Origin of the sequence: Kushneria konosiri (assembly GCF_002155145.1) — a bacterium.
Taxonomy (GTDB): Bacteria; Pseudomonadota; Gammaproteobacteria; order Pseudomonadales; family Halomonadaceae; genus Kushneria; species Kushneria konosiri.
In genome coordinates this window covers 1,267,578-1,289,482 of the sequence record NZ_CP021323.1, presented here as the reverse complement: position 1 = coordinate 1,289,482, position 21,905 = coordinate 1,267,578, and the positions used below count along the sequence as shown (strand labels likewise).

At 59.4% G+C, this 21,905-nt stretch carries 20 protein-coding genes; 8 read left to right on the top strand and 12 right to left on the bottom strand.

Going from position 1 to position 21,905, the window contains the following annotated elements:
* Positions 1-37: 37 nt before the first annotated feature.
* Complete coding sequence (locus tag B9G99_RS06020) at positions 38-496, top strand: hypothetical protein (RefSeq protein ID WP_086623320.1); 459 nt, start codon at positions 38-40, stop codon at positions 494-496.
* Positions 497-529: 33 nt separating this feature from the next.
* On the opposite strand, the gene B9G99_RS06015 is transcribed toward B9G99_RS06020, so the two are convergent.
* Positions 530-838 carry an ArsR/SmtB family transcription factor gene (locus B9G99_RS06015; protein ID WP_227875958.1) on the bottom strand — a complete coding sequence of 103 codons (309 nt, stop codon included), beginning with the start codon at positions 836-838 and terminating at the stop codon, positions 530-532.
* 78 nt (positions 839-916) lie between these two features.
* Positions 917-2,050: an NADH:flavin oxidoreductase gene (locus tag B9G99_RS06010; RefSeq protein ID WP_086621206.1), complete on the bottom strand. Its 1,134-nt coding sequence runs from the start codon at positions 2,048-2,050 to the stop codon at positions 917-919.
* 245 nt (positions 2,051-2,295) lie between these two features.
* Between B9G99_RS06010 and B9G99_RS06005 the strand changes: the two genes are divergently transcribed.
* The 3 genes from B9G99_RS06005 (at position 2,296) to B9G99_RS05995 (ending at position 4,294) form a co-directional block, all read left to right on the top strand.
* A complete protein-coding gene (locus B9G99_RS06005) occupies positions 2,296-3,129 on the top strand; it encodes an inositol monophosphatase family protein (RefSeq protein ID WP_086621204.1) in 834 nt (277 codons plus the stop codon).
* Between the two features lie 209 nt (positions 3,130-3,338).
* Complete coding sequence (locus tag B9G99_RS06000) at positions 3,339-3,800, top strand: MarR family winged helix-turn-helix transcriptional regulator (RefSeq protein ID WP_086621202.1); 462 nt, start codon at positions 3,339-3,341, stop codon at positions 3,798-3,800.
* A 65-nt stretch (positions 3,801-3,865) separates the two neighbouring features.
* The gene (locus B9G99_RS05995) at positions 3,866-4,294 is read left to right on the top strand and encodes an organic hydroperoxide resistance protein (protein ID WP_086621200.1); all 429 of its coding nucleotides are present in this window, start codon (positions 3,866-3,868) and stop codon (positions 4,292-4,294) included.
* A 65-nt stretch (positions 4,295-4,359) separates the two neighbouring features.
* Here B9G99_RS05995 and B9G99_RS05990 read toward each other — a convergent pair whose 3' ends face one another.
* Positions 4,360-5,226 carry an SDR family NAD(P)-dependent oxidoreductase gene (locus B9G99_RS05990; protein WP_086621198.1) on the bottom strand — a complete coding sequence of 289 codons (867 nt, stop codon included), beginning with the start codon at positions 5,224-5,226 and terminating at the stop codon, positions 4,360-4,362.
* Positions 5,227-5,364: 138 nt separating this feature from the next.
* Between B9G99_RS05990 and B9G99_RS05985 the strand changes: the two genes are divergently transcribed.
* Positions 5,365-6,261, top strand: coding sequence for a LysR family transcriptional regulator (locus B9G99_RS05985; RefSeq protein ID WP_227875957.1), 897 nt, complete (start codon positions 5,365-5,367; stop codon positions 6,259-6,261).
* Between the two features lie 71 nt (positions 6,262-6,332).
* On the opposite strand, the gene norR is transcribed toward B9G99_RS05985, so the two are convergent.
* Positions 6,333-7,895, bottom strand: a complete 1,563-nt coding sequence (gene norR / locus B9G99_RS05980) for a nitric oxide reductase transcriptional regulator NorR (RefSeq protein WP_086621196.1) — start codon at positions 7,893-7,895, stop codon at positions 6,333-6,335.
* Between the two features lie 223 nt (positions 7,896-8,118).
* Here norR and hmpA point away from each other — a divergent pair, with 223 nt between their 5' ends.
* Positions 8,119-9,297: an NO-inducible flavohemoprotein gene (hmpA, locus tag B9G99_RS05975; protein WP_086621194.1), complete on the top strand. Its 1,179-nt coding sequence runs from the start codon at positions 8,119-8,121 to the stop codon at positions 9,295-9,297.
* A gap of 38 nt (positions 9,298-9,335) precedes the next feature.
* Here the strand turns inward: hmpA and B9G99_RS05970 are convergent, their stop codons facing one another.
* Together B9G99_RS05970 and B9G99_RS05965 are read right to left on the bottom strand one after the other, a co-directional pair.
* Positions 9,336-10,103, bottom strand: coding sequence for an SDR family oxidoreductase (locus B9G99_RS05970; protein ID WP_086621192.1), 768 nt, complete (start codon positions 10,101-10,103; stop codon positions 9,336-9,338).
* A 135-nt stretch (positions 10,104-10,238) separates the two neighbouring features.
* The gene (locus B9G99_RS05965) at positions 10,239-10,805 is read right to left on the bottom strand and encodes a peptidylprolyl isomerase (RefSeq protein WP_086621190.1); all 567 of its coding nucleotides are present in this window, start codon (positions 10,803-10,805) and stop codon (positions 10,239-10,241) included.
* Positions 10,806-11,084: 279 nt separating this feature from the next.
* Between B9G99_RS05965 and B9G99_RS16720 the strand changes: the two genes are divergently transcribed.
* Complete coding sequence (locus tag B9G99_RS16720; RefSeq protein WP_148663915.1) at positions 11,085-11,561, top strand: hypothetical protein; 477 nt, start codon at positions 11,085-11,087, stop codon at positions 11,559-11,561.
* Between the two features lie 32 nt (positions 11,562-11,593).
* Here B9G99_RS16720 and B9G99_RS05960 read toward each other — a convergent pair whose 3' ends face one another.
* Genes B9G99_RS05960 through B9G99_RS05945 form a run of 4 tightly spaced genes read right to left on the bottom strand, consistent with a single transcriptional unit; the run spans position 11,594 to position 16,583 of the window.
* Complete coding sequence (locus tag B9G99_RS05960; RefSeq protein ID WP_227875956.1) at positions 11,594-13,351, bottom strand: ABC transporter permease subunit; 1,758 nt, start codon at positions 13,349-13,351, stop codon at positions 11,594-11,596.
* 10 nt (positions 13,352-13,361) lie between these two features.
* On the bottom strand, positions 13,362-14,879 hold the full coding sequence (locus B9G99_RS05955; protein WP_227875955.1) for an ABC transporter substrate-binding protein: 1,518 nt from the start codon (positions 14,877-14,879) through the stop codon (positions 13,362-13,364).
* 25 nt (positions 14,880-14,904) lie between these two features.
* Positions 14,905-15,759 (bottom strand): ABC transporter ATP-binding protein, encoded by an 855-nt coding sequence (locus tag B9G99_RS05950; RefSeq protein WP_227875954.1) that lies wholly within the window; start codon positions 15,757-15,759, stop codon positions 14,905-14,907.
* Positions 15,747-16,583 (bottom strand): ATP-binding cassette domain-containing protein, encoded by an 837-nt coding sequence (locus tag B9G99_RS05945; protein ID WP_086621188.1) that lies wholly within the window; start codon positions 16,581-16,583, stop codon positions 15,747-15,749. The genes B9G99_RS05950 and B9G99_RS05945 overlap by 13 nt, the downstream gene beginning before the upstream one ends.
* 294 nt (positions 16,584-16,877) lie before the next feature.
* Here B9G99_RS05945 and B9G99_RS05940 point away from each other — a divergent pair, with 294 nt between their 5' ends.
* Positions 16,878-18,932, top strand: coding sequence for a TonB-dependent receptor family protein (locus tag B9G99_RS05940; RefSeq protein ID WP_086621186.1), 2,055 nt, complete (start codon positions 16,878-16,880; stop codon positions 18,930-18,932).
* Here B9G99_RS05940 and B9G99_RS05935 read toward each other — a convergent pair.
* Together B9G99_RS05935 and B9G99_RS05930 are read right to left on the bottom strand one after the other, a co-directional pair.
* Positions 18,929-19,246 carry a glycerophosphodiester phosphodiesterase family protein gene (locus tag B9G99_RS05935; protein ID WP_227875953.1) on the bottom strand — a complete coding sequence of 106 codons (318 nt, stop codon included), beginning with the start codon at positions 19,244-19,246 and terminating at the stop codon, positions 18,929-18,931. The genes B9G99_RS05940 and B9G99_RS05935 overlap by 4 nt on opposite strands.
* A gap of 556 nt (positions 19,247-19,802) precedes the next feature.
* The gene (locus B9G99_RS05930; protein ID WP_227875952.1) at positions 19,803-21,578 is read right to left on the bottom strand and encodes a hypothetical protein; all 1,776 of its coding nucleotides are present in this window, start codon (positions 21,576-21,578) and stop codon (positions 19,803-19,805) included.
* Positions 21,579-21,905 lie beyond the last annotated feature (327 nt).

Below are 21,905 nucleotides of genomic sequence, written 5' to 3'. Positions count from 1 at the left end.
TTTTAGTAACCATATCGCAACCAGGGGGCGCATGCCCATGAAAAAGCTGATTCATCCCATGGCAGGTACGATCGCACTTTTGACGATCGCCACGTTCTGGTTTTCGACGGCGCTCAGCGAACTGGTCGGTTCGAAGGAGACCGTCATTGCCGTGAAGTCGGCCATCCCGTGGGGCTTTGTGCTGCTGCTCCCCGCGCTTGCGGCCACGGGCGGCACGGGCTTTTCTCTGGCAAGGGGGCGCAGGGTGGGGCTGGTCGCGGCCAAGCTGAAACGAATGCCTGTTATCGCCGCCAATGGAGTGCTGGTCCTGATCCCATGCGCGCTGTTTCTCGCCTCAAAGGTAAAAGCAGGGGAGTTCGATACCGCATTTTATGGCGTGCAGGTGCTCGAATTGATGGCGGGTGCGGTCAATCTGGTGCTTATGGGCCGCAATATGCGAGACGGCTTCAGAATGACCGGGCGACTGAAAGCCCGGCGACAAGACTCGCCATCGTGAGTCCCGCGCCTCGATCAGGGGCTTTAGCACCGGTCAGCGATTCAAAAGCCGCTCACCGAGCGCGTCGAGAAAGGCCTCGGCGACCACATGTTCGTAACGGTAATAGGTCCACTGGCCCACCCGCTGTGACGAGACAAGCCCCGCGCGGGAGAGCGTCGACAGGTACAGCGAGATGGTCGGCTGGGAAAGGCCGGTCTTTTCGCGAATGTGGCTGACGCAGATGCCCCCGGGCGGGGCAATCTCCTTTTGAGGCGGGAAGTGGCGCTCCGGCTCCTTGAGCCAGCACACAATGTCCAGACGCACCGGGTTGGCCAGTGCGCTTAAAATCGTATTGATATCCATGATCATGGCCAGGCGTTGGAGGCCGGAGCATTATACGCCCTCACGGCCGGGCTGCCGAGACAGCCCGGCAAGGGCGCATCAGCGCACCAGCTCATCCAGCGCGCGGGTATCGAAGTCACTCAGCTCATCGAGTCGGCCGTCACGTACCTTGCGGGCCCATTGCGGGTCGGAGAGCAGGGCGCGACCGATGGCGATCATGTCGAAATCACCGCGGGCGCGCCACATGGCCAGCTCCTCGACGTTGACCCGGCTTTTGGAGGTCGGATCTTCGGTGCGGGTGAAATGCCCGGTGCGAAAGGTCTTGTCGAGCCCCACGCTACCCACGGCAATCACCGGACAGCCGGTCAGTTCACGCGCCCAGGTGGCCAGCGTCTTGCTGCTGCCCTCAAAGGCCGGCTCCCACACACGGCGTGTGCTGGCGTGGAAGATGTCCACGCCATCGGCGGCCAGCGGATTAAGCAGCTCGCCCAGCGCCTCGGGCGTCTCGGCAATGCGCGCTTCGTAGTCGGAGAGCTTCCACTGTGAAAAGCGGAAGATGATCGGGAAGTCCGGACCGACCGCCTCACGCACCGCACGCACGATCAAACGCGGAAAGCGCAGCCGATTTTCCACGCTGCCGCCGTATTCATCGCGGCGCTGATTGCTCTGCGCCCACAGGAACTGATCGATCAGATAGCCGTGCGCGCCGTGCAGCTCGATGCCGTCAAACCCGATCGCTTTCGCCTCGCGCGCGGCGCGGGCAAAGGAGGCTGCCACGTCCTGGATGTCCTGCTCGGTCATCGCCTTTACGACCTCGACACCGTCCTCGACGATCGACATCGGCCCGAATCCCGGCACGCTCATGTCCGGCTCGACACCGGGGCGACGTTCGCGACCGACATGCCACAGCTGCGGAACGATCCTGCCACCCGCGGCATGGACGCCGTCGACCACCTTCTTCCAGCCGGCCAGTGCCGCCTCGCCGTAGAAGGCCGGCACGGCAGGGTAGCCGTTGGCACCGGGGTGATCGATGTAGGTGCCTTCCGTGATGATCAGCCCCACACCGCCTTCGGCGCGGCTTTTGTAATAGGCGGCCACGTCATCGCCCGGCACCCCGCCCGGTGACTGGTTGCGCGTCATGGGGGCCATGACGATACGGTTGGGGATCGTGACCGGGCCGAGTGAAAGCGGTTCAAACAGTGGTGCTGCCAGGGCCTGTGCTGATGTCTTCATGTTGCCTGCTCATAAATATAGAGATATACCAATATATTAATCATCGAAACGGTAGCGTGGCAATCTTTCCTCGTTTTGTGACGGGCGGCACAGTGTCGCGGGGCCGGTAATCATCCCTGCACGCCAATGGTGCTGGTGATCACCTGCGATGACCGCCATGCTATAGCCAGCCGGCGCCGCGGCAGCGCCTCTCGTCTGCCGCGGCAAAGCCGCCCGATTGTTATCCCTTGCCAAGGAGCCCCGTCATGACCCTGGATCAGGCTGCCACCAAAACGATTATCGACATTGTTCGCCACGCGGCCAAAACCGAGATTCTGCCGCGTTTTCGCAGGCTCGATCCCGACAGCATCGACACCAAGAGCGGCCCGGATGACCTGGTCACCATTGCCGACAAGGGCGCCGAGAAGGTGATTACCCAGGGCGTGGCCCGCGCCTTTCCAAAAGCCACCATCGTGGGTGAGGAGGCCGTGGCCGAAGACAAGACGCTTCTGGACACCATTCGCGACGCCGAGATGGCCGTCATCATCGACCCGATCGATGGCACCTGGAATTTCGCGCGCAATCTCAATCAGTTCGGCGTCATGGTGGCCGTGGTCAGCCACGGCGAGACCGTGTTTGGTCTGCTGTATGACCCGCTGGTCGATGACTGGGTCATGGCCCGCAAGGGGGAGGGCGCCTGGTATGGCCGCCCGGACGGCACCGAGCGGCGCCTGCAGATGTCCAACACCACAAGGCTCTCCAGCATGGTCGGCTCCACCTCCATTCGCCGCTTCCCGAAGGAGACCCAGTACGATCTGGCCGGGCTTTTCCCCGACTTTGACCGCATGATGTCCTTTGGCTGTGCCTGTCACGAATATCGCACCATGGCGTTTGGCTTTGTCGACTTCATGCTGACCGCCAAGCTGATGCCCTGGGATCATGCTGCCGGTGTCATGATCGTTCAGGAAGCCGGCGGTTATGCCGCGCTGCTTGACGGCACACCCTATAACCCGACGATCCATCAGGGTCGCATGATGGCGGCCAACTCAAAGGACAGCTGGGAAGCCCTGCGCGACAAGTTCGATTTCCTGATCGACTGACCTCCTGCTTTCAACCCGGCGCGCACCCTTCGGTGATGCGCCGGCTTCTGATACATGATCCGGGTTATTGTTGATGAGAGCCGCCGACCCTCACGATGGTTTCTTGGACGATGCTCTCTTCGAATCATCACGGTACTCGCGGCTGGCACTATGACACTGATAGATTTAAATCGCTGGCCATTCAATAGCGCACTATATAAGTTACGTACATGACCGATAACAACGACACTACCGGGCAGGACAACGACATGCTGGCACTGGAGTCACAGCTGTGTTTTGCGCTCTATGCCACTCAGCTGTCCATGAGCAAGCTCTATCGACGTCTGCTCAAGCAGCTGGATCTGACCTATCCCCAGTATCTGGTCATGCAGGTACTGTGGCAGGAAGACCATCTGACCGTGTCAGGTATCGGCGAGCGGCTGGCACTGGACTCCGCCACGCTGACCCCATTGCTCAAGCGACTGGAAGGCGCCGACCTGGTCAGACGTCAGCGCAGTCGCGAAGACGAACGCCAGGTCGAGGTGTCGTTGACCGACAGGGGCAGCGCACTGCGTGAAAGGGCGCGCCCACTGCCGGCAGAAGTCGAACGCGCCTCGGGATGCTCGAGTGAAGAAATGAAGGCGCTGCGCGATCAGCTCAACGCCTTGAAAAAGCAGCTGGACAGCATTTGATCATTTTTTGTTTATTTAAATAGCGCGCGATTGGATCGCGCGCGCCAGACACAGGAAACAGGACCATGTCGATTGAAAAGGTACTCTACCGCGCCAGCGCTCAGGCCACTGGTGGCCGTGAAGGCCGCGCCGTCTCCTCTGACGAGAAACTCGATGTCCTTTTGAGCACCCCAAAGGAGCTTGGCGGTAACGGCGGCGACGGCACCAATCCGGAACAGCTTTTTGCCGCCGGCTATTCGGCCTGTTTCATGGGCGCGCTCAAGCACGTCGCCGCTCAGGAAAAGGTCAAGTTGCCGGCCAGTGCCTGGGTGGGTGCCGAAGTCGGGATCGGGGCGATCGAAACCGGCTTTGGCATCGAAGTGGCCCTGAACATTCGCCTCCCCGAGATGGATCAGGCCCGGGCCAATGAACTGGTCGAAAAGGCCCACGTGGTCTGCCCCTATTCCAATGCCACGCGCGGCAATATCGACGTGACACTCAACGTCGAGGTCTAAACGGCTGCAATGGAAAAGGCCTGATCAACAGCGCCCGCCTGCCACACAGGCGGGCGTTGTTGTGTTCAGCGACTGCGGGGCTCCACGGCAGGCAGGGCAATCCGCGACCAGCGGGCAGCGATCTCGGCTGCCGAAGTGGCGCAAACGCCCTGCAGATCCTGCGGATAATCCACGCCCTCGGCTTCTGTGGCCCGAGTGGCATGAAACTGCCCATTCGCCGCTCGCAGCACCCAGCCACCATCGACACAGGCCTCGGACACCAGAAAGGCCGCTCCGGGCGCCACCTCATCCGGCCGCAGCTCTTCGGGCTCACCGTCCACGCCCCACATGCGGGTTTTGGCTACCGGCGACAGCGCATTGACCACAATCTTATGGGAAGCACCTTCCCGGGCGAGTACGTTCACGATGCCCAGTGCCGCCATCTTGGCGGCGGCATAGGACGCCAGTCCCTTTTGAACATACTGCGGATAGATTGCACGACAGGACGTCGTCACGACGATTCGACCACCACCAGCCGCTTTCATGGCCGGCCAGGCGGCCTGGGCCAGCCATAGCGGAGCCCTGGCTGCGATGGTCATCATGCTGTCAAAGGCAACCTCATCGATCTCTTCAACTTCCTGATGCGCGACCCAGCCGGCATTGTGAATCAGGCCATCCAGCCGTCCGTGCCTTTCAAGCACCGTTTCAACCAGACGATGACACTGCTTGCGCGAGTCCAGTGAGCCGCCCATGGCATGTACCCGACCGCCCATGAAACGGAGTCGCTCTGCGGCCATCTCCGCTACGGCGTCATCCTCTCCGAAACCATAGCGGTCAGCCCCCGTATCCTGCAGGACAATTGTGGCCCCCAGAGCGGCCAGATAGCGTGCATAAGCCAGTCCCAGCCCTCGGCCAGCACCGGTCAACAGTATGACCTGCCTCTCGAATGTCATCCTCACTGCCTCCTTTCAGATGCAAGATGAGACGACAATAGGGCGCGCATTTCGATAGCTCCAATACTGTTGGAGTGGCGTTTTGATACAGAAGCGATATCAAATGGCCGGACATCGGTTTAAGTCAGGGAGCGATCAGTGACCAATAGCCCCATTCGTCTCAACCTTCGTGCGCTGGAGCAATACATTGCCGTGGCCGAGGAGCGTCATTTCCATCGTGCGGCGCAACGCCTGAACATGTCACAGCCGCCGCTGACGCATGCCATTCGAAGACTTGAAGAAACGCTCGGTGTGGTTCTGATCGAACGCGGCCAGCGAGTGCTGGGCCTGACGACCGCCGGGCAGGTCTTTCTGGAAGAAGCCAAACGCAAGCTTGAGCAGGCGACGCACGCCGTTTCCGTCACCCGTGACATCGCTGACGGGCGCACCGGTACAGTAAGGCTGGGCTACGTTGGCAGTGCGCTTTACGGTCGGCTGCCGGAGATTCTGAGCAACTTTCGCAGGGGCTTCCCAGACATTCGACTGGAGCTTCGTGAAGCCACTACGACCGCTCAACTGGCAGCCCTTCGGGAAGACAGGCTGGATATAGGCATCCTCATTCCGCCTCTGGCCGATGCCAGCGACCTTGAACTTGCCGACTTTGATCAGGACCGCCTTTGCATGGCGCTACCGGTTCATCATCCGCTGGTCATGGGGACCGAACCGACCCTTGAGGTGCTGGCCGACGAGCCCTTCATTCTCTGGCCGATGCTGGAAGGACGCGGCTTTCATCTACAGGTCTTTCGGCTGTGTGCCCATGCCGGATTCGTGCCGACAGTGGTTCAGGAGGCCCATGGCATGCATGCCGTGCTGTCACTGGTCGCAGCGGGAGCGGGCGTCTCCATTGTGCCCGAGAGCATGCAGGGTTTCAGAAGCGATCGTATCCGCTACTTTCCGATTCAGGGTCTGGAGAGTACCTTTGCGCTGATGCTGGCCACACGTAAAACAACACCGGCGACGGAGACCTTCCTTCAGGCAGCCCGATTCCATCAATGAACCCGTCGATCGGAACCAGAGGCGGCCATGTTTCACGTGAAACATGATTCTTTCCGGGCGCCGGCGACGACCTATTTAAGCCCCAGTCGCCGGCCAAGCCGGTGCAGGTTGGCGCTGTCCAGATCGAGCGCCCGGGCGCTGGCAGCCCAGTTGTAATCGTGTGCCATCAGTACCTGTTCGATGTGATGGCGTTGGAAGGTATCAGTGGCTTCTCGCAGGGAGAGCGCGTTATCCACAGCCGGTTGAAAGTGTGAGGATGTGGATAAACTGGCGACCAGCGGCCTGGCGCTTCCTGTCGCCGCCTCGAGGGGCAGGTCCAGATGTCTGACGCCGATGCAGACCACGGCCGACCGGCGCGATTCCGAACGTGCCTCGCCCATGGCACGCAGGGCCGCTCGGCTCAGGGTGTGTTCAAGCTCGCGCACGTTGCCGGGCCAGTGCCAGGCCAGCAGTGCCTGCTCGGCGCCGATGTCCAGCCGCAGATTGGCAAGCCCGAGACGCACCCGATTGTCCTCCAGAAAATGCCCGGCCAGCAGCAGGATGTCTTCGCGACGTTCACGCAGCGACGGAATGCGCAGCGGAAAGACGCTCAATCGGTGATAAAGATCCTCACGAAAGCGCCCTGCGGCAACTTCCTCGGCCAGATCACGGTTGGTGACGGCCACCAGTCGCACATCCACCTTTATTGGCTGATCGCTGCCCAGCGGCTGAATCTCGCCCTCCTGCAGCACGCGCAGCAATCGCGGCTGCTGTGACAGCGGCAGTTCACCGATTTCATCGAGCATCAGGGTGCCACCATCGGCCATGGCAAAGTGGCCGCGATGGTCACGATTGGCGCCCGAGAAGGCGCCGCGTCGATGGCCAAACAGCGCGCTTTCAATCAGTGATTCGGGCAGCGTGGCGCAGTTGACCCGAACCAGTGGGCCGCTGGCACGGCGTGAACGCTCATGCAGGTGGCGAGTCAGATGCTCCTTGCCCACGCCGGTTTCGCCGTGCAGCAGTACGCTCAGATCGGTGGGAGCCACCAGTGCCATGCTTTCATGAAGCCGGGTCATGGCCGGGCTGCGCCAGCCAGGGGTGTGCAGTGACGCACTCTGATCTGATGACAGCACCTGGTTGAGCCTGGAGCGGGTGTCCTCGAGCTGGCCGGTCAGACGCAGACAGGTGGCCAAAAGCTCGGCGGCGGCCATCAACTCCTCGTCATCGATGCCGAGCATCTGCTGAGGGATCAGGGCATCCAGCGTCAGCATGCCCAGCAGCCGGTCACCGTCGCGCAGCGCCACGCCCATGCAGTCATGAACATGGGTCAGGTCGGCATCAAGCAGGCCATCGAAGGGGTCCGGCAGAGTACAATCACACGGGAAACGACAGACGCCTGGATGGGCAGCAATAGCGGCCAGCCTTGGGTGAGCATTGAGCTGAAAGCGCCGACCACAGACTTCGTGGCCCATACCCAGCACCGCCACCGGCTGAAGCCCGCCTTCGACGCTGACCATCAGCGTGCTGGCATCGGCCGGATAGTGGCCGACCAGCGCCGCCAGCAGCCGCGACCACTGCGGATGCAGCGCATCAAAACCCTTGCCGTCACTCAGGGCGGCCAGCAGATCCCGCAGCGCTCTTGAAAAGATGGTCATATCGACACTCCGGCCTGTCGTATGGTCATTTTGACACCATGCATCATCGTCATTATGACCATGACGCGACGCATGATGCCACCGGGCATTGCTGCCTCACCTGGAAGAAAGCCGCCTGACACGGGCTTTAAGGCCGGTAGCGTGTGGCAACCGGTCGCATTCGGTCTCCCTTGGCACGGCGCTTGCGCTGTCAGAAGGGTCAACCCTTCGCCAGGAGCACGCCATGCTTAACCAGAAGCAGCTTGATCTCATCAACGCCACGGCCCCGGTCGTGGCCGAAAACGCCGAAACCATCGCCAGCACCTTTTATCCGCTGATGTTCGAGCGCTACCCGCACGTGCGCTCGATGTTCAACATGCGTCATCAGCAGACCGGCGAGCAGCCCCGCGCGCTGGCCCGCTCGGTGGTCGCCTACGCACTCAACCGCAACGACCCGGAAGCGCTGGAGCGACTCATGCGCCCGATCGTCAACAAGCATGTGGCGATCAATCTGCAGCCCGATCAATACACCATTGTCGCCGAATGCCTGATGGCAGCGATCGGCAAGGTGCTGGGCGATGCCGTCACCGCCGAGATCCTTGACGCCTGGAGCGGGCTCTACTGGGAATTCGCCGAGCGGCTGATCGACGCCGAGGAGGCCACCTACCGTGTGCTTGAAGAGGCGCCGGGTGGCTGGCGCGGCGAGCGGGACTTCTATCTCGCCGATCGCGTGGCGGAAAGCGAGGAGATTGTGTCGTTTTACTTCAAGCCGCTGGATGAGCACCCGGTGCGCACCTTCCAGCCGGGGCAGTATCTGGGCGTGGCACTCGACATCGACGGCGAACAGGCCCTGCGCCAGTACAGCCTGACCTCGCGGCCGGGCGACGATGTCTACCGAATTTCGGTCAAGCGTGAAGGCCAGGGCCGCGCGAGCCGCCACCTGCATGATCATATGAAGGTCGGCGATCATGTCCGCCTGCTGGCGCCGGTGGGTGACATGGTGCTCGATGATCGCGAAGCACCGGTCATGCTGATCAGCGCCGGTGTCGGTCAGACCCCGATGCTCTCGCTGATGGCCCAGGCACTCGATGCCGGGCGTCAGGTCATCTATCTGCATGGCACGCGCAACGCCCGGGTGCATGCCTTTCATGAGTCTCTCAAGGCGATGGCCGAGCAGTACGGTAGCCAGCTCATCTACCGCTACGTCTACAGCGATCCGACAACGACCGATGAACGGCGCCATCGCGGCATCATTAACCGCGCCCTGCTGGCCGACTATATGCCGCGCGACGTGACACCGAGCTGCTATTTTACCGGCCCGACCGGTTTCATGCGTGATGTGGACAGCGCTCTGGCGGCACTGGGCATCGACACGCCATATCGTCATTTCGAGTATTTCGGCCCCTCCGGTCAGCTGCACTGACGGCCCAAAGGGAAGACCGATCGACGGCGGGGTGAGATTTAGAGGTGATAGACCTGGCTGCGCCCGCCGTCGATGAGAATGTCGGTGGCATTGATAAAACGCGCCTCGTCACCGGCCAGAAACAGCGCCGTGGCGGCCACCTCTTTGGCGTCGCCAAAGCGCTTGCAGGGCAAAAGCTCGATCTGTTGCAACCGCTCTGCCTCGCTCAATCCGTCAAGCCAGGCCTGCGCGGAGGGCGTTGCAATCAGCCCAGGCGAAATCGAATTGACCCGAATGCCCCGGGCCGCGTATTCAATGCCCAGCGAACGGGTCAGCCCGATCAGGCCGTGCTTGGCCACCGGATAGGGAAAGGCCCCGGGAATGATCCGATGCCCATGGACCGAGGCGATGTTGACCACATGGCCGCGCGACTGCGAAAGCATCGACGGCAACAGCGCCTGAATGCAGTGCCAGGCGCCTTCCAGATTGATCGAAAGACAGCGCTGCCAGAGCTCGGCATCCACCGCCAGCGGGTCGGCGAAAACGTTGACGCCGGCGGCGTTGACCAGGATATCGATCCCGCCCAGAGCGTCGAGCGAAGAGGCCATGACGCCTCTGACGGCATCATGATCGGCCACGTCCACCGTCTCGACATGAACCCTGCCGGGATACGTCCGCCCCAGCCGGGTGCCCTCTCGGATCAGGGCAGGCGCGTCCTGATCCAGCAGTGCCACGCTTGCCCCTTCAATGAGAAAACGCTCGACCGTGGCAAGCCCGATGCCGCTGGCAGCCCCGGTCACCACGGCCCGCTGTCCCTGAAGTCTCATGTACCGCCCTCGTGATGATTCGAGTGACCATCATCGCAGCTTCGAGACACACCGCGTACACGCCCTTGTGATGAGCCACAAAAAACGGCCCGGAAGCCCTGGGCAGGCATTCCGGGCCGTCATGTCAGGGGTGCATCAATCCAGTCGTTCGACCGACAAAATGGTGATCGGGTTGCTGGGCACATCGGCGTAGGGCCCGCGACGGCCGGTCGGTGCCCCGGCAATGGCATCGACCACATCCATGCCCGACACCACATGACCAAACACGGTGTAGCCGGGTTCATAGAGATTGCGGTAATCGAGCGCCTGATTGTCAACCAGGTTGATGAAGAACTGGCTGGTGGCCGAATCCGGCTGGCTGGTGCGCGCCATGGCAATGGTGCCGCGGGTGTTCTTGAGCCCGCTTTCTTCCAGCGCGATGGGATCATGGGTCTCTTTGGACGCCATGTCGGCGGTCATGCCACCGCCCTGAATCATGAAGCCATCAATGACGCGGTGAAACACGGTGCCCTGATAGAAGTCCTCATTGGCGTAGCGCAGGAAGTTCTCCACCGTGTTGGGTGCTGCCGTGGCATCGAGCTCCAGCTCGATATTGCCCTGGCTGGTGCGGATTTCGACGTGCGGATGCTCGGCATCGGCCAGCGCCAGGGAGGAGAACAGCGGCAGCGCCAGCAGGCAGCCGCGCAGTAACGGTTTCAGCATGAATAGCGCTCCAGTCACAGGGTAGGGCCCGTCAGACTAGCCGGACAGGATAAAGCTGACCAGTCCCGCACTCATTTTCCCACCCCGGGCCGCCCGGACCACTGCCCTGGAATTCCATAGCGTTAAAATTTATATAATATCTTCTGAACGAATTGCGAGTACGGACAGTTTTATTATCATGGTAAAACAACATAACTCGCCAGATTATCAAACGTTTCTTTAAAGAAAATCAAACTAAAAAAGTTTACATCCAGCACCCAGGTACTTTGCAGAAAAGCCATGAATGACGAGATTAAAAATCGCTACGAAAATATAATTAAAGAAATTAACCTGCACCTTGCCAACTTTAACCAGCATCTAAAGGAACCCTTTGAATTAAGCCCGATAGATATCGAAAACCCGGCCAACTTCTCGATCATATGGAATTGCAAATGGGCCGATCAGCATTGGCCCAGCAAGGACTCTCCAGGAGTATATGTATTGTGTGGTAGAAGCCCGGAACCTCCAGGCCAACCAGGAATTTATATAGGCAAGGCTTCTAGCCAAAATATTGGTTACCGTATATGGAACCATCTAATTCCTTACAGGAAAGAAGGTATTTATAAACTGGGTAATCATAAATTTTTACTTGAAGCCATTTTGGCCATTCCGGTAAACGGCCCTTTACCTCGATATTTCGCATCAGCATTGGAAGAATATTTAATTGACAAAAAATGTAGCGGCGCAACTGTAGTTAATACAGTCGGCAATCGTTAATCGGCACCCTGTCTGTAAAATGAAAAAATTTATTAACGCCGCCAGAGACTCGACAGCGACACAGCCAGCACCGACATCAACACCAGCGCCAGCGAAGGCACCAGCACCGCCCAGGGGGCGCGTTCCAGATAGGGAATGCCCTCAGCCAGCAGCAGCCCCCACTCGGGCGCAGGCGGCCGCGGCCCGAGCCCCAGAAAGCCCAGCGCGGCAAGCGCCAGCGCGATACCGGGCAGGCGCAGCATGGCGTGACGAAAGACCGGGCCGATCACTGCAGGCAGAAGATAGCGGCTCAAAAGGCGCACTCGCCCCACCCCCAGCATCGGGGTAATGCGCACATGCGCCTGACCCTGCACCTCGGTCACCAGCGCCGCCGTGTGGGCTGCCAGCGGTGCCCAGCTCACCAGCGTGACCGCAATGATGGCGCCACTGGCGCTTGGCCCCATGAGCCCCGCCACCACCAGTCCGGCAATGACCGGCGGGGTAGCGTTGGTGACCTCGATCGGCCCGGCCGCCAGCCGCGGCATCAGACCGATCACCACACCCAGCACGAAAGTGATCGACACCACCAGCAGCGCCATACCCATGGTGGACAGCGCCCCATGGCTGACGCGGGCGAGAATGTCGCGCCCGGTGCCATCGGCCCCCAGCGGCAGGTCAAGGCTCGGCGTCTGCAGGCGCAGATACTGGGACGCCAGCGGGTCGCGCGTGATGCCGGCAGCGATAACAAGCACCAGCAACAGGACCACCACCGAGGGCACCAGCCACGGCCAGCGCCCGCGACAAGACTCATGACGCGAGACCGGCACGGCCCCGGCACGCAGGGTACGTCCCAGCAGCAGCGTTCGTCCAAGCTCGGCTGCCCCGCCCAGCACTACGGCCATGATCAGCAATAGCAGGATACCGGTCTGAAGCGCCGGCAGATCCTGCGCCGAGGCCGCCCCCAGCGTCGCCCGCCCGAGCCCCGGAATCGAGAACACCTGCTCGACGGCAATCGCCCCGCCGGTCAGCCCGACGATCACCAGCCCCACCTGCGGCAGCAGGCTGGGCAGGATGCGCTTGAGTACCGCGAGTGCGATGCGCCGCCGGCCAAAGCCCGCCACGTGCCAGGTCGCCACCCAGCGCTCGGAAAAACCGGCGGTCAGCCCGTCGCTGAACAACCGCCCCAGAAGCCCGCCGGCCGGCAGACCGAGCGCCAGTGCCGGCAGCACCAGATGGCGTATCTCGCCCCAGCCGTAGGGCGGCAGCCAGTTGAGTCCGGCCGCGAAGATCACCAGCAGGATCGCGGCGAGCAGGAATTCCGGCAGCGCCGTGAGGGTTGCTCCCAGCGCACCGGACGTGGGCGCAGGCTCGCCGCTCAGACCACGACGCACGGCCGTCACGCACAGCGCCGCGGTGGTCACCAGTGCCACCAGCAGAGCGGCCAGCATCAACGTCAGCGAGACCCCGGTGGCCTCGAGCATACCCGGCAGTACCGGCCCGCCCGAAATCCATGACACGCCGGCATCGCCGTGTAAAAGATTGGATAGCCAGTGGCCGAGTTTCTCCCACGGGCCCATATCGAGCCCGAGCTGGGCACGAATCGAGTCCAGCGCCTCGGGCGTTGGATTTTGATCCCCGGCGCGGGCGCGCAGGATGCTCAGCGCCGGATCACGCCCGGAAAGCCAGGGCAGAAGCCCCACCAGCACGACCACCCCGGCCAGCGTTATCAGCCTTGAAAGGGTGGGCACCAGCGCGCGCAGCATGGGCATCAGGGCGAAGGAGGGCGTCACGCCGACGCTGGAAGTGCTCATGCTCGAAACCTTAACGAGAGGCGCCATCAAGGCGCGTGTGCTCGGTGATCAGCTCACGTTCGCGCGGATCACGCACGGCGTCCTGAACACGAAGCGATTCGCCCTGAATGACCCGCTCATGCAGCATCGGCACGGCGGCATCGGTACTCAGAATCGCAGCCTCGGCATCGATGATGGCCTGACGACGCTCGGGGCCGGTGGGCAGGTCACCGGCGCGAGAAATCGCCGCATCAACCTTCGGGTCGCAGAGCTGAGCGATATTGAAGGAGCCCTCGCAGGCAAAGTCGCTGTACATGTAGGCGACCGGATCACCGGAGTCGAGCATGGTCGCCCGCGACAGGATAAAGGCATCGAACTGACCGGCGAGCATGTCGGACTCGATATGAGCGTACTGGCGCACCTCCTGCTGGACATCAAAGCCGGCGGCCTCAAGCTGCTGCTCCAGCAGCACCGCCACTTCCGGCAGCTCGGCCCGGTCGGTGAAGGTCCCAAGCGTGATGCGAGCACCGTTGGGGGCAGCGGCCTCACTGCGCCCTTCGATCGATGAGCGCAGCCCATCGGCCCAGGCCAGTGCCGGCCCCAGCAGCCCCTTCGCCTCATCGGCACGGCCTTCATAGACCGTTCTGACGAGGGCGGCCCGATCGAGCGCCTCACGGGCGGCGGCGCGCATGGCCGGATCGCTGAATACGCCGTGTTCGGTATTGAGATAGAGCGTATTGGTACGCGGCATCGGCACCTCATGCACCCGCTCCGGATCGATCAGCGCCACCTGGGAGACCGGTACGGCCTCGACCACATCGGCGGTCCCGGTACGCAGTGCCGCAGCACGCGCCGTGCCATCGGGCACGTAGTCGGCATCAATGCCGGCCAGTGCTGCGCGCTCGCCCCAGTAGTCGTCATAGCGATCAAGCGTCGCGCTCTGGGTGCCGTTGATCTCCTTCAACACGAACGGCCCGGTGCCGGCCTCGATCGGATTGACCCGGCCGTCCTCGCCGTAGGCCTTCGCCGCCATGATCGCCAGCTGCGGACTGGAGAGCCGATTGGGCACCAGCGGATCAGGCGTTTCGGTCGTGACCCGCACGGCGTTGTCACCGTCGGCCTCGATGGTCATGTTGACGCCATCGAGAATGCGCGGACGCGGCACCGCCCTGGTGGCGGCCGTCAGCGCGCGCACCACCTGCGAGGCGGTCAGGGGTGTGCCGTCGTGGAAGGTGACGTTATCGCGAATTTCGAAACGCCAGCTGCGCTCGTCAAGCTGTTCCCACTCGGTGGCCAGAAACGGTTGCGGATCGCCGTCATCATTGAGACGAATCAGGGTTTCGGCGGTACGCCAGCGCGACAGTTTGAAGGCGTCATCGGTCAGCGGATTCAAGCCGGAGCGCGGCGGCTGCAGCATCGCCACCCGCACGCGATCATCCGCCGCCCTTGCACCGCTGGCTTCCTCGGTGGCGTCCTCCTTTTGACAACCGGTGAGCAGGGCCAGCGACAGGGCCCCAAGGGACAGATAAACCGCGCGACGAAGGATCAAGGCAAATCTCCTGGCTAATCAGGTCTCAAGAAACAGGGTGAAGGGAAGGGGTGGACACTGGCGTGATCAGGGCGTGATCCAGCCGTGCGGCGCGCACCAGCGCCCGGGTATGGTCATGACAGGGCGTCTCGAACAGGGCCTGGGTCGGCCGATCCTCGATGATGGCGCCGTCATGCAGGATGAGCGTGCGCTCACACAGCCGCGGCATGACCGAGAGATCATGCGAGATGATTAAAAGGGCGGTGCCATCGAGCCGGCTCATGTCATCGAAAAGCTGCATGACCCGAGCGCGCACCGGAAGGTCCAGCCCGCTGAGCGGCTCATCGGCGAGCAGCAGCCGCGGGCGCAGGGCCACGGCGCGGGCAATGGCCACGCGCTGTGCCTGCCCGCCGGAGAGCGCCCCGGGGCGGGCGTGCAGCAACGTCTGATCCAGCCCCACCCGGTCCAGCGCCTCATCGATGCGCTGGTCGTGGTGGCCTTCAACGTTCAGGCGGACCAGCGGCTCACGGATCAGGTCGCGCACGCTCATGCGCGGGTCCAGAGAAGAGGCCGGGGCCTGGGGAATGTACTGCACCTGCCGGCGATACCAGCGCAGCGCGCGCACGGAGGCAGGGCGCACCGCTCGACCCTGACAGGTGATGGTGCCGGCATCGGCGCCCTTGAGCGCCAGCAGCAGGTTCAAAAGCGTCGTTTTGCCCGCACCGGATACGCCGGCAAGACCAATACGCTCGCCGGGGTGAATCGAAAGACTGATATCGCGCAGGATCGTGCGTGGCTTTCGAACGCGCCAGAACGCCAGGCTCGGCTGATAAAGATGTTTATAAAGCCCTTTGGCGCACAGCAGTGGCGATGGGGCATCGCTGGACGCTACGCCGTGCACAAAAGCCCCTCGCGTGCATCGAAACCGGGCGCATAAGGAGGCATGCCGGGAGCACTTTCCCGCAGCGCATGCACCAGCTGACGGGTAAAGCGGTGCTGGGGGCTGGCGATGATGTGGGTCAGTGTGTTGCTCTCGACCAGCCGGCCCTCATCGATAATGACCGCGCGCTCACACAGTCGGCAGGCGGCGCCGATGTCGTGGGAAATGAACAACAGCGCCGGGGTATCCGCAGTGCCGGTGCATTCGCGCAGAAGCTTCAACACTTCTTGCTGGGTGAGCACATCCAGCGCCGTGGTGGGCTCATCGGCCACGATCAGCGCCGGTTTGCAGGCCAGTGCCAGCGCCATGCAGATACGCTGGCGCTGTCCACCGGAGAGCTCGGCCGGCGAGCGCTGCAATATCTCATGGGGTCGCTCAATGTTCATGGCGGCGAGCATGGCCACCGCCGCCTCCATGGCAGCGTTGCGGGAAAGCCCATGAAAGCGCATGAACGGCTCACGCAGCTGCGCCCCGACGCTGACCAGTGGATTGAGCGCCGAGTGCGTGTCCTGAAAGACCATCCCCGAACGTGACTGCGCCGAGCGCCGTGTGGCCCGAATGTCGGCCACCTCCACCCCATTGATGCAGACGCTGCCATCGATCTGTACCGACTGCGGCGACAGGCCCAGAATGGCCCCTGCCGTCAGCGACTTGCCGGAGCCTGATGGCCCCAGCAGGCAGACCCGCTCTCCGGCGGCCACATGAAAGCAAAGATCCTTCACGACCGGCTGGCCCTCCACATGCAGGCACAGCTTATCGACCTTTAGCACCGTATTCGTCGCCATGGGTAGCGCCCTGACCGTCTCACTGAGGATTAACGTGTGAAGTTATATCATAACAATAAAGAAACTGTATCGGGCTTTTCTCAAGTTTATTGAAGGGGTTGCCCATCCTGTCGGGTGTGACAGAACGTCATGTCACAGGCCTTTCTGAAACGGCTCTCGAAAGATCGCTCCTATTGAACTCGTCCCCTCATGACAGGATGAAAGCCCCCGGCAACGACCTCGCCGGATGCTAGACTCGGTATCCAACAGACAACACAACGACAACAACACCTTCATCGCTTTCAAGGGAACAACATGACATCACGCAGAACGCTGCTGCTGGCGCTGGCGGGCGCCATGACGGCGGGGACCGCCCACGGTGAAGAGATCACGGGCGATGACGCCATCGAGACCATGGTGATCAGCGCCCCGCGGCTGGCCCGCGAGCTCTACAATACCCCGGCGGCTGTCTCGACTGTCGAGCGCGAAAGCATCCAGCGCGGCCAGCAGCGGGTGCGGCTGGATGAATCGCTCGGGCAGGTGCCGGGGGTGTTTATCCAGAACCGGGACAACTTCGCCCAGGGCCAGCGCATTGCCATTCGCGGCTTCGGCGCCCGCGCGCCCTTCGGCGTGCGCGGCATCACCATTTTGATGGATGGCATTCCCTATACGCTGCCGGACGGCCAGGCCCAGATCGATGCGATCGATCTCGACAGCGCCGAAAGCATCGAGGTGATCCGCGGGCCCTCCTCGGTGCTCTACGGCAACGCCGCCGGCGGGGTGATCTCGGTGACTACCGCCAACGGCCGTGACGACCCGGGTACCCGCCTGCGTGTGGAAGGCGGCAGCGACGACTACAAAAAGGCCTCCCTGCAGACCGGCAGTGCCAACGGCGACTGGTCGCATCACGTCAGCCTCTCGGCGCTAAATCAGAACGGCTATCGTGACCACAGCTCGGTGGAAAAATACCTGCTCAACGCCAAACTGCGCCGCGAGCTGGACGACGACCGTGCGCTCACCGCCATCGTCAATCTGCTGGATAATCCGCGCTCGGAAGACCCGGGCGGGCTGACCCGCGAGCAGGTCTCCGAGAACCGCCATCAGGCCGGGCGCTTTACCCGTGAATATGACACCGGCCAGAGCGTTGACCAGCAGGTGGTGGGGCTTCAGTACGAGGACCTTTCCGCCGGCCCCGGCGAGCTCTACGTGAAGGGCTTCTACACCTGGCGCAATTTCGAGCAGCAGCTGCCCTATCCGGGCGATAGCCTGCTGGGCTATGACCGCGACGTCTTCGGCGGCAGCGTCGAGTATCATCAGACGCTAAGTCTTGGCGACATGCCGCTGCGCTACGTGGCCGGCATTGATGCCGCCCACCAGCGCGATGATCGCTGGCGGCGCAATGTCGCCTTCAGCGGCGACGTCACCGACACCGCCGCCGACGAGACCCAGACCGCCACCTCGACCGGCATCTTCTGGCAGGGTGATCTCGACCTCACCGATCAGTGGACCGCCTCACTGGGGGCGCGCCATGACCGCGTTCGGCTCAAGGTCGATGACGATTTCACCAGCAACGGCGATGACAGCGGCGACCGGGAGTTCAACGAGTGGAGCGGCTCGGCAGGCCTGAGCTATCGCTATCTGCCCGACCATCAGGCCTATGTGACGACCGGTACCTCGTTCGAGACACCGACCTTCTCGGAGTTTGCCAACCCCACCGGGGGCGGCGGCTTCAATTCGAGCGTCGAACCGCAAAAGGCGTGGAACCGCGAGCTCGGTCTGCGCGGTCATTTCAACAACGGCCTGAACTACGACGTGGCACTGTTTTCGGTGCGCGTGCGCGACGAGCTGGTGCCCTACAGTCTCGAAGGCGAGGACGGCCGCACCTTCTATCAAAACGCCGGCAACACCGAGCGTGACGGGCTGGAAGTCGCACTGGGCTGGCAGCTCGATGAGACCTGGCGGCTGGACAGCGCGCTGACGCTGGCCCACTACCGCTTTGACGACTTTGAGGCCAACGGCGAGCGGTTTGATGGCAACCGCATTCCCGGCCTGCCGGAGCAGACCTGGGTCAACTGGCTGACCTGGGAAGGACAGGATGAGCGCTTTGCCACGCTCGAGACCCAGTACATCGGCGACATGGTGGCCGACAATGCCAACGACGTGGACGTCGACAGCTACTGGCTGATCAACCTGCGCGCAGGCGAGGGCTGGCGGCTTGGCGGGGATACCCGCCTCAATGTCTACGCCGGTATTCGCAATCTGTTCGACCGCGAGCATTTTGCCAACACCCGCATCAATGCCAATAACAACCGCTACTTCGAGCCCGCTCCGGGGCGGACCTTCTATGCCGGGCTGGAAGTCGGATTTTAACGAGAAAAAGAGCGCGCCTTATGAAAGCCGGTTTTTGTATGTTCGCCATCATCGTCGCGCTTGCCGGATGCACCCTCGTGGCGCGCCACCAGCACGCCATCCCGGGTGGGCACCAGGTCAGGCTCGATGGTATCGGCCCCCTGTTCGATCGCCAGTTGATACGCCTCAAGCGTGTGTTCGGGGCGATAGCCGCTGGCACCGCGGTGAGCGACCAGCTCGAAATTCTCGGCACTGAAGTCGGCAAGGCGGGCGGTATCGATATCAAAGGCGTCGCGTGGAGAAACGGTGAGAAACGAACGGTTGGGCAAGGGCATGGCACGAATCCTCAACTGATCAGGAGAGAAGGACCTGCCAGATGGACATTGAGCGCGCTGGATGACCGTTGCAAGACGCGGGTGTATCTACAGCGTAATAATGGGTAGGAGAAAGGTTGCCGGAGGCGGGATTGGGTAATGTCTGCCGATTTTACTTCAACAGCGCGTCTACCTATCCGGGTTTCATAACGAGCTTTTTGAGCTGCGCGATAACTTGGAAGCCATGCCCCTGTCGACCCCGAAAACTGGTAAGCAGGGCAGATCTTTGGCTTGAGCCTCTAGAAAGAATGGGCCGATGGCATCGTCTACCCCAGCGTGAGAGACCCAGAGGGCGAATATGCGGCGGTACTGCGCCCGCCGGTCATGAGCGCGACCCGGCAGGGAAGGCATCTTGGCTACGAGTGGGACGGCGAGCGGATTTGGCATGTCCTGGAACTGACGTGGGTTGAGTGAAGAGGTTCAAGCTTTACTTGCTGCTTTTTGGCAAGTAGTACTTTCAATAGAAAACCATGAAAGGGCGTTAAAAAAACGCTAGGCGCCATTTTATTAGGAATAACTACTTTTTACAAAGAATATAAGCTTGAGCGCCATATTCCTTACAGGAACTTATAAAAGTATTTATCAGCCATATCAACTGAACATAATGTGGCTTACATCTTCCCCCTGTATTTAACTGGTCGATTTCATCACTCAATTTTGACTTGCTTAAAAATGGCGTCGCTAAAACCACCTTTTTTATAGAATTTGGATTTTTTTGCACAACATCTATCACATCTTCAATATCTTTCCAGTTGTTTGCTCCTATAGTCCTAGGTATCTGAGTAGACTCATACATTTTGGACCACTTCTTATCGTATTTTTCTTTAAAAGATTTTTTATCTGACTGAGTGCGTCCAATGTTTTTTAATGCTTGGGCAACAACTTCATGGAAAGCGCTAGCACCATAGGTGTCTTTAACAACAAATTTCGAATGCACAAAGGAAACTTCTGGTACTGATCTATTGATATTAAAAGATATATGATCAGCCCATTCATCATTCATGTCATCGCAGAAAACGACATTAGACTCAGCACAATATTCATCCTCGATCGCTCTAAAAAGCGATTTTTCTGGGAATCTTGCGAGCGAAGCTTCATGTTTCTTTTCTTTCTCACTTCTAACTTTGGAAAAATCAAAGGTGTCATCAAAAATAGTAAGCATAGAGTCAATGTTATTAAGAAGAGATTTATCTTCAAAGCAAGAGCGAGAATAATATGAGTAATTTGGACTATCAAAAACAGCAGAAAATGGCTTTTCCTCATTAACTAATTTAGACAGCTTATATTCAAATACCCCATCCTCCTCTATCACCAAATCGTTCAAAATCGTATTTTTAATAGCAATCGAACTTTTTGAACACTGGATTTTTCCTTTTACTTTTTTCCCTTTCACAAAAATTGATTCACTATTAATTCTTAGTGGGGATTTCAAAATATCAAAAAATCTATAGACTTCACTTTGATTCAGGTAATCACCGTTTTGTTTTTTTAATTTTGCTTCTCCGCATTCTATCTTTCTTTCGACCTCTCCCAAATCTAAAAAAATAGCAGTGATCGAATGAGGAATCTTTAGTATATCTTCTAAACAAACAGGGACTGCAAAATTATTTAAAAACTCACTCTTACCATTAACAATTTTTATTTCTTCCTTGGTCAAAGACAGCCAATCAACTAATTCATCGAAGCCAGCTTTTTTATCCCGATGGCTAACTCTAGATGTATTTGGAGTCAGCGTATATACATCTTGGGCAATCTTCATCCTGAAGCTGGTAGGTACAGATCTACTAGAAGAATTTGATGACATGATCCCGTCCAAATTTTTTGCTTCTAAAGATCGCGATCTAATAACCGCATTAGAAATACTCATGTTTTTCATGGCGATTTTTTCATACTCAGGACTCTTGTCGCCATAAAAATGACAAAAATTATCGTAGTCAAACTCTTCTAAAAAATCATCAAAAAAGTTTGCAAAGGGTTCTACGTGTTTTTTTATTACGGCTACAGCATCATCTAGTTCCACTAACAACAAATAAGCAACTTTATACTCTTTAATCTGTGTACCCTTAAGGAATGATGGTTCTGCTACTGTTTTGTAAGAAAGAAGTGAATACTTAACGGCTACATCATTATTAGATGTATAATTTGACCGAACTTTATTACACAGATAGCTCCCAGAACGATTTTGGGATACTTCTTTAAACAAAGTTTTTAACGCTTTTACACTCAGAGTTTTTTTCAGTTTATAAAACTGTGCGTTTTTGCTTACGCAAAGATCATCTATTTCTATTTTCATGCCACCGACCTCAAACATTAATGGCTATTATATTAATTCAGATTAATATAGATCGGCAAATGGATGCAAAAATTTAATTCCTTTAGGTACTCCTAAGATTAAAAACAGTCTTTTATATATCTGCGTATTTGCTATATCTAAAGAACCTACTGTTCAAAACAATTACGCCCTAGATACTACATTACATCGCAAACTATTGAATTATAATATTTTTATTCAATAGATAGTCGCTACCCCCAAAGAGGTAGCCTCCTTCCTCGCTCCCACCCACCTTGACCTGCATCAAAATCAACACTCCCCGCCACGCGCACGCTTGGCCCCATAACT